The following is a 7,605-nucleotide window of genomic DNA, read 5'->3' as shown; positions in this document are numbered from 1 at the left end:
TCCGACACGTGACCGGACAACTGTCCGGTCACGTGTCCGATAACCCCCCGATCAGGCGGCCTGCTCTGGTAGCGTCCGCCGCGAACAGGCACGCGTCACCACGCGCCGCCTCAGGTCGGGAGGGGACACATGGCCATCCGGGTCGCGCAGATCGCCACGGGGAACGCCGGGGCGATCGCCCTGCGCCACCTCATCGAGGACCCGCGCTTCGAGCTCGTCGGCGTCTGGGTGCACTCCGCGGACAAGGCGGGCAGGGACGCGGGTGAGCTCGCCGGTCTCGGGGTGGACACGGGCGTCACCGCCACCACGAGTGCGGCCGACATCGTGGCCGCGGCGCCCGACTGCGTGGTCTACTGCGCGATGAGCGACACCAGGCCGGTGGAGGCCGCGCGCGACATCCGCGAGTACCTCGCCGCCGGGATCAACGTGGCGGGCACCGCGCCCACTCCGCTCATCAACCCCGCCGCGGGCGTCCCCGACAGCGCGCGCGCCAAGCTCGAGGCCGCGGCCCTGGAGGGCGGTGCCACCCTCTTCGTCACCGGCGTGGACCCGGGGTTCACCAACGACCTCCTGCCGCTCGCGATCACCGGCACCTGCCGCGAGGTGCGCCAGGTCCGCTGCACCGAGTTCTCCGACTACGCCACCTACGATTCCACCGAGTCGATGGTCGACGTCATGGGTTTCGGCACCCCGCTCGACCAGACCCCGCTGCTGTTCCTGCCCGGGGTGTTGACGGCGGGGTGGGGGGCGTCGATCCACCTGCTCGCCGCCGGGTTGGGCGTGGAGGTGGACGAGATCACCGAACACGTCGAGCGCGAACCCGCCCCGGAGACCTACGAGGTCGCGGCCTGCACCATCGCCGAGGGCACCCAGGCGGGGTTCCGCTTCCAGATCACCGGCATGGTGGCGGGCGAGCCCGTCATCGTGGTCGAACACGTCACCCGGACCCGGGACGACCTGCGGCCGGACTGGCCGTACGCGGTCCAGGAGGGGCACTCGTACCGCGTCGAGGTGATCGGCGAGCCGTCGTACGTCCTCGACCTGGCCGCGCAGAGCGCGGACGGCGACCACAACTACTCGGCGATCCTCGCCGGGGTCGGCAGGGTGGTCAACGCCGTACCCGCCGTCGTGGCCGCGGCGCCGGGGTTGACCACGACGCTGGATCTGCCGCTCACCGGCGCGCCGGGCATCGTCGGTACGCGCTGACGCGTCGACCGACGTCGTCACCACAGCTGTTCACGAGTAGAGGGAGTCGTCATGGGTCGGGTCGAGGGCAAGGTCGCCATCATCACGGGTGCCGCGCGGGGGATGGGCGAGGCCGACGCGCGCCGGCTCGTCGCGGAGGGCGCGAAGGTCGTGCTCACCGACGTGTTGGACGATCAGGGCGAGGCCGTGGCGGCCGAGCAGGGGGAGGGCGCGCGCTACCGCCATCTCGACGTGTCCGATGCGGAGCAGTGGAAGGCCGTCGTCGAGGAGACGGTCGCCGACTGGGGCGGGGTCGATGTGTTGGTCAACAACGCGGGGATCGCCAACGGGGCCGAGCTGCACAGGTTCCGGCATGACAAGTGGCAGCAGATCCTGGACGTGAACCTCACGGGGACCTTTTACGGATGTCAGGCCGTCACCGAGACGATGATCGCCGCCGGTGGTGGGTCGATCATCAACGTCTCGTCGATCGAGGGAATGCGCGGTACGCCGTGGGCTCACGGGTACGTGGCCGCCAAGTGGGCCGTCCGTGGGCTCACCAAATCGGTCGCGCTCGAGCTCGCCCCGCACGGCATCCGCTGCAACTCGCTGCACCCGGGCCTCGTGCGCACCCCGATCACCGAGGGGATCCCGGACGACATGATCCCGATCCCCCTCGGCCGGCTGGGCACCGTCGAGGACGTAGCCAACTTCGTGCTGTTCCTGGCCTCCGACGAGTCCTCCTACGCCACCGCCACGGAGTTCGTGGTGGACGGCGGGACCATCAACGGGATCCCGCACAAGCAGCTGTAGGGCGTGGCCGCGGCGGCCTACTTCTCCCGCGGCGCTCGGCCCATCAGGTAGAACTCCGGGTTCGGCCGCATGTCGGTGGCGTTGGCCACCCGGTTGCTCAGCCCGAACAGGCCGGTGATCGTCGCGATGTCCCACGCGTCCTCGTCGTCCAGGCCGTGCGCGTGCAGCGCGGCGAAGTCGGCGTCGACGAGCTCGTCGGACCGCAGGTTCACCTTGGTGGCGAAGTCGCAGATGGCGCGTTCCCGTGGGGTCAGCTCGGCCTTGTGATGGCTCACGGCCAACTGGTCGGAGAGGTACGGGTCCTTCTTGACGATGCGGAGGATCGCACCGTGCGCCACCACGCAGAACTGGCAGTTGTTCTGCGCGGAGATGGTCACGATGATCATCTCCTTGTCCGCCTTGGACATGTTCGAGCCCTCGCGGTCCATCACCGCGTCATGGTAGGCGAAGAAGGCCCGCCACTCCGCCGGGCGGCGCCCGAACATCAGGAACACCTCGGGGACGAACCCGGCCTTCTCCTGCTCCGTCAGAATGCGCTCCCGCAGGTCGTCGGGGAGATCGGCGAGCTCGGCGAGGGGGAATCGGTCGGACATGTGCGGCTCCGGGGGAGTGGGGCGCCCGGGTGGGGCGCCGGGCTGAGGGGCGGGGAACTGAGCAGTGGAGGGGCTCAGGGCTGGAGGGGCTGGAGGTCTGCCCAGAGGCTATGCCGCGTCGCCCGCCGCCGGATCAGGATCGCGCCGCGGACCCCCACGTGTGTACCCGCTCGATCTCCAGCCAGACGTCGACGCGGGCGCGATCGCGGACCGGGTACGGCTGGTCCGTGTAGTGCCGGGACAGCGCGTCGATGCCGGCCAGGTCCGGGTCCTCGGCGATCTCGGTGATCCGGCCCTGGATGCTCACGTGCGAGTACCAGTCGTCCGCGTCCAGCACGGACAGTGCCACCCGCGGGTCGCGCCGCAGGTGCTGGAGTCGGACCCGGCCGGCGTCGAGGTTGAGGTGGATGCGGTCGGCGACCAACCGGTACCAGGTGGGCACGGTCACCGGGGAGCCGTCCTTGCGCAGCGTGGCCATGACGCACGGATTCGGCCGGGCGAGCAGGCGGCGCAGGTCGTCGGTCAGCGGGGAGCCGGACGGGTGTGCTTCGGACGGGTGTGATTCGGGCTGGTGCGATTCGGACTGGTGTGAGTCAGACACGGCGCGCGGTCCTCTCGTCGGTGGCGGGTACTCCGGTCCAGTGTGCGCGTCGTCCGCGCCGAGGGGTGGCGCTATACCCCCGAGGGTTTTACGGTGGAGTGTGTACCTGTTCCCCACGGAAACGGACACACATCATGCTCTTCGAGCGCATCTATGACTACGACCTGGCCCACGCCAGCTACTTCATCGGCTGCCAGAGCAGCAGTGAGGCGATCGTCGTGGACCCCAGCCGCGACCTGAGGCCCTACTTCGAGATGGCCGACCAGCACGGCATGACCATCGTCACGGTCACCGAGACCCACATCCACGCCGACTACCTGTCCGGCACCCGCGAGCTGGCCGCCGCCACCGGCGCCACCGTGTATCTCTCCGACGAGGGCGGCGAGGACTGGCGCTACGGCTTCGAGGGCGAGCGGCTCCGCCACGGCGACACCATCGAGCTCGGCAACGTCCGACTCGAGGCCGTGCACACCCCCGGCCACACGCCCGAGCACCTGATGTTCCTCGTCACCGACGGCGCGTTCGCCGACGAACCCGGCTACGCACTCACCGGCGACTTCGTGTTCTGCGGTGACCTGGGCCGACCGGACCTGCTCGACGAGACCGCCGGCGGCAGCGACTCCGGCGGTGACGACTCCGGAGCGGACACCCGCGTCGAGAGCGCCGGGCAGCTGTTCGCCAGCCTGCGCGAGCACTTCCTGACCCTGCCCGACCACGTCCAGGTGTTCCCGGCCCACGGCGCGGGCTCCGCCTGCGGCAAGTCACTGGGCGCGCTGCCGTCCAGCTCGGTGGGATACGAGCGGAAGTTCGCGTGGTGGCCGAAGTACGTGGAGAACGACGACGAGGAGGGCTTCATCTCCGAACTCCTCGACGGCCAACCCGACGCGCCGGCCTACTTCGGGCGGATGAAGCGGCAGAACCGGGACGGCCCCTCCGTCCTCGGCCATCCACTTCCGGACCTGCCCGAGCTGCCAGCGGAAGAGGTGGCCTCCGGCATCGACTCCGGTGACCTCGTCGTCGTCGACCCCCGACCCGCCGACGACGTCCACGACGGCACCGTCGACCGCGCCATCAACCTCCCGGCCGGTCAGGCCGGCACCTACGCCGGCTGGGCCATCGACCCGGAGTCCGACACCCGCGGCCTGGTCTTCCTCGCCGAGGACGCCGAGGCGGCCGACGAGCTGCGGCGCCACGTCATCCGAGTGGGTGTCGACTCCACGCGCGGGTACGTCACCTCCACCGACGGACTGCCCACGTTCCGTCCGGAGACCGTGGACCCGAATGCCCTGGAGGCCCACGAGCACGCCATGGTGCTCGACGTCCGCGCCACCTCCGAGTACTCCGACGGCCACGTCCCCGGCGCCACCCAGCTGCACGGCGGCCAGGTGATGTGGGAGCGTGACGAGCTGCCCGACCCGGGCACGATCGTCACCTACTGCCAGTCGGGTGCCCGCAGCTCGGTCGTGGCCAGCGCGCTGCGCAGCGTCGGGTACGACGTCACCGAACTCGAGGGCAGCTATTCCGCCTGGGAGGAGGCCGGACTGCCCACCGAGTGACCGGCCGGCCGCGGGTCCGTACTCGGCCGCAGGTCCGAGCTCGGCCGCGGCCCCACGGCCTCACCGGCGGGAAGGAACCGTCCCGCCGAGAACTGTCGGCCGTACCCCTCGGCGAACTCGCCGTCGGACCACACCACGTGGCCGCTGATGATCGTGGCGGCCACCGCGCGGTCGTTGCGGTTGACCATGCGGTGGATGCCGCCGAGCTCCGGCATCGCCTCCTCGTGGTAGTCCAGCGACTCGCCGTCGAGGCCGGCCGGGTCGATCACCACCACGTCGGCTCGACGCCCGGGTGCGATCCGCCCGGCGTCGAGCCGGTAGAAGTCGGCGAGTTCTCCGGTGAGCTTGAACACGGCCTCCTCGACGGACAGGAACGGGGTACCCCGACGATCCGCCTCGTGCACGCGCTCGAGCAGGCGGACGCCGAAGTTGTAGAAGGCCATGTTGCGCAGGTGCGCCCCGGCGTCGGAGAAGCCGATGGTGATCCCCGGGGTCCGCGCGAGCCGGTTGGCGACCTCCTCGCGCGCGTTGGCGATGGTGGTGGTCCACCGCAGGTCGGCGCCGTGCTCCACGACCAGGTCGAGGAAGCAGTCAGCGGGGTGCAGTGACCGTGCGCGGGCGACGTCGCCGACGGTCCTGCCGACCAGCGACTCGTCGGGGCAGGCCACGATCAGGGCGTCGTCGAAGTCGCGGTGCCACACCCGTGGGCTGAACCGCTTCTCGAAGTCCCGCCGGAACCAGCGCCGGTAGCCCCCCTTCTCGAGCAGATCGGTGCGGGCCATCTCGTCCTTGAGGTGTAGCGCCTCGCGTCCGGAGCCGAACTCCTCGAAGACCACCAGGTCGATCCCGTCGGCCCACACCTTGAAGGTGGTGGGCAGGTGCTGCCACACGAACCTGCCCCTTCCGAGAGTGTTGGCCACCCATGCCAGCGGCCGGAAGATGCGGTTGACCCACGGCTCGGCCAGGGTGTCCGCGGCGGCGAGGAGTGAGACCCGCAGCGGCTTGCGGAAGAGTCCCGTGCTGGTGGCCACGTAGAAGGCCACGTCGACCTTGGTGTTGAGGTTCGGCACGCCCTGCAGGACCCGGTCGCGCCGGCGGAGGATCCGGCTGAGGCGCCGGAACTCCTTCCACGAGGCGTGTGTGGAGGGCAGGGTCCGCGAGCGGTAGCGGTCGCCGTCCATCTTGTCCCACGGGTTGGTCATGGTGGAGACCCCGAGGAAACCCTGGTCGAGGGCCTCGTCCACCCGCCGTTCGATCTCGCGCAACTCCTCCCGACCGGGGGAGTGCTCCGGATCGGTCGCCCGGCCCAGGCCCATCACGGAGGCGCGGACGTCGGAGTGGCCGAGGAAGCTCGCCACGTTGGGCCCCAGCGGCAGGGCCTCGACCGCGCGCCGCCATGCCGCCGGGTCGGACCAGGACTTCGTGCGCTCGAGTGCCTCGAGGACGGCGTCCCGGGGCAGGGCCTCGACGCGGCTGAACAGGTCGGCCACGTCGACGGTGTCCGAGTAGACCCCGGACAGGGAGCAGTTGCCCACGAGCACGGTGGTCACCCCGTGCCGCACCGACTCGCCGAGCCCGGGGGAGACCAGCAGTTCGACGTCGTAGTGGGTGTGGGTGTCGACGAATCCGGGCATCACCCATCTGCCGCCGGCCTCGATGACGCGGGTGCCGGGCGAGATCGGGAGCGGGGCGGGGCTCACCGCCGCGACGACGCCGGATCGGATCCCGACGTCGGACCGGACGCCCGGCGCGCCGGTTCCGTCGTAGACGGTCCCGCCGCGGATCACGATGTCGAAGTCGGCGCCGCCCGGGCTGGCGTGATCAGTGGTGTCCACGAGGCACTCCCTGGTTTGTGACACAAAACACATACTTCACCAGGCTACCCGGACGCTGGTCCAAGTCCAGACCTCGTCGCGAATTCCCCTGCGCCGCCCGGCCGCCGTCCGCCGGTGAGCCCGTCTCCTTGCGTGGTCACATCCGCTCACGTTCCCCGAGGTGACCTTCCGGTTCAGGCGCGATTCGCGACCACTCGCCGGAGGGCGCCGTGAGGCACCGGCGGGAGGGCGCCGCAGGGCTCGCCGAGGGCGCCGTGGGGCACCCGCGGGAGGGCGCCGCCTCGAGGTGTCGGCCGGTCGCCACGCGAGTGGGACGCCCGCGGGCCGGGAGTAGCGTTGTCGCGCATGACCACACGCACGGAGCGCCTCGACGGCCTGCCGTTCACCCGCAAGCACCGCAGGCTGTTGCTCGGATCCGGGGTCGGCTGGGCGCTGGACGCCATGGACGTCGGCCTCATCTCCTTCGTCATGGCCGCGCTGGCAGTGCACTGGGCGCTCACCCCCACCGAGCTGTCCTGGATCGGCTCCATCGGGTTCGTCGGAATGGCGATCGGCGCCGCGCTGGGGGGTCTGCTCGCCGACAGGATCGGTCGCCGCCAGGTCTTCGCCGCGACCTTGCTGGTCTACGGGCTGGCCACGGGCGCGGCGGCACTGTCGACCGGCATCGCCGTGCTCATCGTCCTGCGCTTCATCGTGGGACTGGGGCTGGGTGCCGAATTGCCGGTGGCGTCGACGCTGGTCAGCGAGTTCGCGCCCCGCCGGATCCGCGGCCGGGTGGTGGTGATCCTCGAGGGGTTCTGGGCCGTCGGCTGGATCATGGCGGCGCTCATCGGGTACTTCGTGGTCCCGACCGGTGACGACGGGTGGCGCTGGGCGCTGGCCATCGGGCTGGTCCCCGCCGCCTACGCGCTGGTGATCCGGTTCGGGCTACCCGAGTCGGTGCGGTTCCTGGAGTCGAAGGGTCGGGTCGACGAGGCCGAGCGGATCGTCCGCGAGTACGAGGCCTCGGCCGGGGTCGAACC

The 7,605-nt window shown here is 70.8% G+C and carries 7 protein-coding genes; 4 read left to right on the top strand and 3 right to left on the bottom strand.

All coding sequences use genetic code 11. The annotated features are described in order from the left end of the window. The first annotated feature begins 129 nt into the window (after positions 1–129). Together G6017_RS07835 and G6017_RS07830 are read left to right on the top strand one after the other, a co-directional pair. Complete coding sequence (locus G6017_RS07835) at positions 130–1,206, top strand: NAD(P)H-dependent amine dehydrogenase family protein (protein WP_179523749.1); 1,077 nt, start codon at positions 130–132, stop codon at positions 1,204–1,206. Positions 1,207–1,257: 51 nt separating this feature from the next. After that, on the top strand, positions 1,258–1,998 hold the full coding sequence (locus tag G6017_RS07830) for a glucose 1-dehydrogenase (RefSeq protein WP_182616805.1): 741 nt from the start codon (positions 1,258–1,260) through the stop codon (positions 1,996–1,998). 17 nt (positions 1,999–2,015) lie between these two features. Here G6017_RS07830 and G6017_RS07825 read toward each other — a convergent pair whose 3' ends face one another. Both G6017_RS07825 and G6017_RS07820 read right to left on the bottom strand, forming a co-directional pair. Then, positions 2,016–2,591: a peroxidase-related enzyme gene (locus tag G6017_RS07825; protein WP_095718754.1), complete on the bottom strand. Its 576-nt coding sequence runs from the start codon at positions 2,589–2,591 to the stop codon at positions 2,016–2,018. 133 nt (positions 2,592–2,724) lie between these two features. Then, a complete protein-coding gene (locus tag G6017_RS07820) occupies positions 2,725–3,117 on the bottom strand; it encodes a PPOX class F420-dependent oxidoreductase (RefSeq protein WP_179526039.1) in 393 nt (130 codons plus the stop codon). Between the two features lie 209 nt (positions 3,118–3,326). On the opposite strand from G6017_RS07820, the gene G6017_RS07815 reads away from it, so the two are divergent. Then, on the top strand, positions 3,327–4,748 hold the full coding sequence (locus tag G6017_RS07815; RefSeq protein WP_182616804.1) for an MBL fold metallo-hydrolase: 1,422 nt from the start codon (positions 3,327–3,329) through the stop codon (positions 4,746–4,748). On the opposite strand, the gene G6017_RS07810 is transcribed toward G6017_RS07815, so the two are convergent. Beyond that, positions 4,709–6,583, bottom strand: a complete 1,875-nt coding sequence (locus G6017_RS07810; RefSeq protein WP_347237963.1) for an N-acyl-D-amino-acid deacylase family protein — start codon at positions 6,581–6,583, stop codon at positions 4,709–4,711. The two genes, G6017_RS07815 and G6017_RS07810, sit on opposite strands and share 40 nt — an antisense overlap. A 345-nt stretch (positions 6,584–6,928) precedes the next feature. On the opposite strand from G6017_RS07810, the gene G6017_RS07805 reads away from it, so the two are divergent. Then, positions 6,929–7,605: MFS transporter (locus G6017_RS07805; protein WP_182616802.1), on the top strand; the 677-nt coding region annotated here is incomplete at its 3' end.

The organism is Dietzia sp. B44 (assembly GCF_014145245.1).
Classification (GTDB): domain Bacteria; phylum Actinomycetota; class Actinomycetes; order Mycobacteriales; family Mycobacteriaceae; genus Dietzia; species Dietzia natronolimnaea.
This window is presented reverse-complemented; position numbering and strand designations above follow the sequence as displayed.

Bases quoted from the DNA above. Each gene is read 5' to 3' on its own strand.
- G6017_RS07835 (WP_179523749.1), top strand. From the start codon at position 130: ATGGCCATCCGGGTCGCGCAGATCGCCACGGGGAACGCCGGGGCGATC.
- G6017_RS07830 (WP_182616805.1), top strand. From the start codon at position 1,258: ATGGGTCGGGTCGAGGGCAAGGTCGCCATCATCACGGGTGCCGCGCGG.
- G6017_RS07825 (WP_095718754.1), bottom strand. From the start codon at position 2,591: ATGTCCGACCGATTCCCCCTCGCCGAGCTCGCCGATCTCCCCGACGAC.
- G6017_RS07815 (WP_182616804.1), top strand. From the start codon at position 3,327: ATGCTCTTCGAGCGCATCTATGACTACGACCTGGCCCACGCCAGCTAC.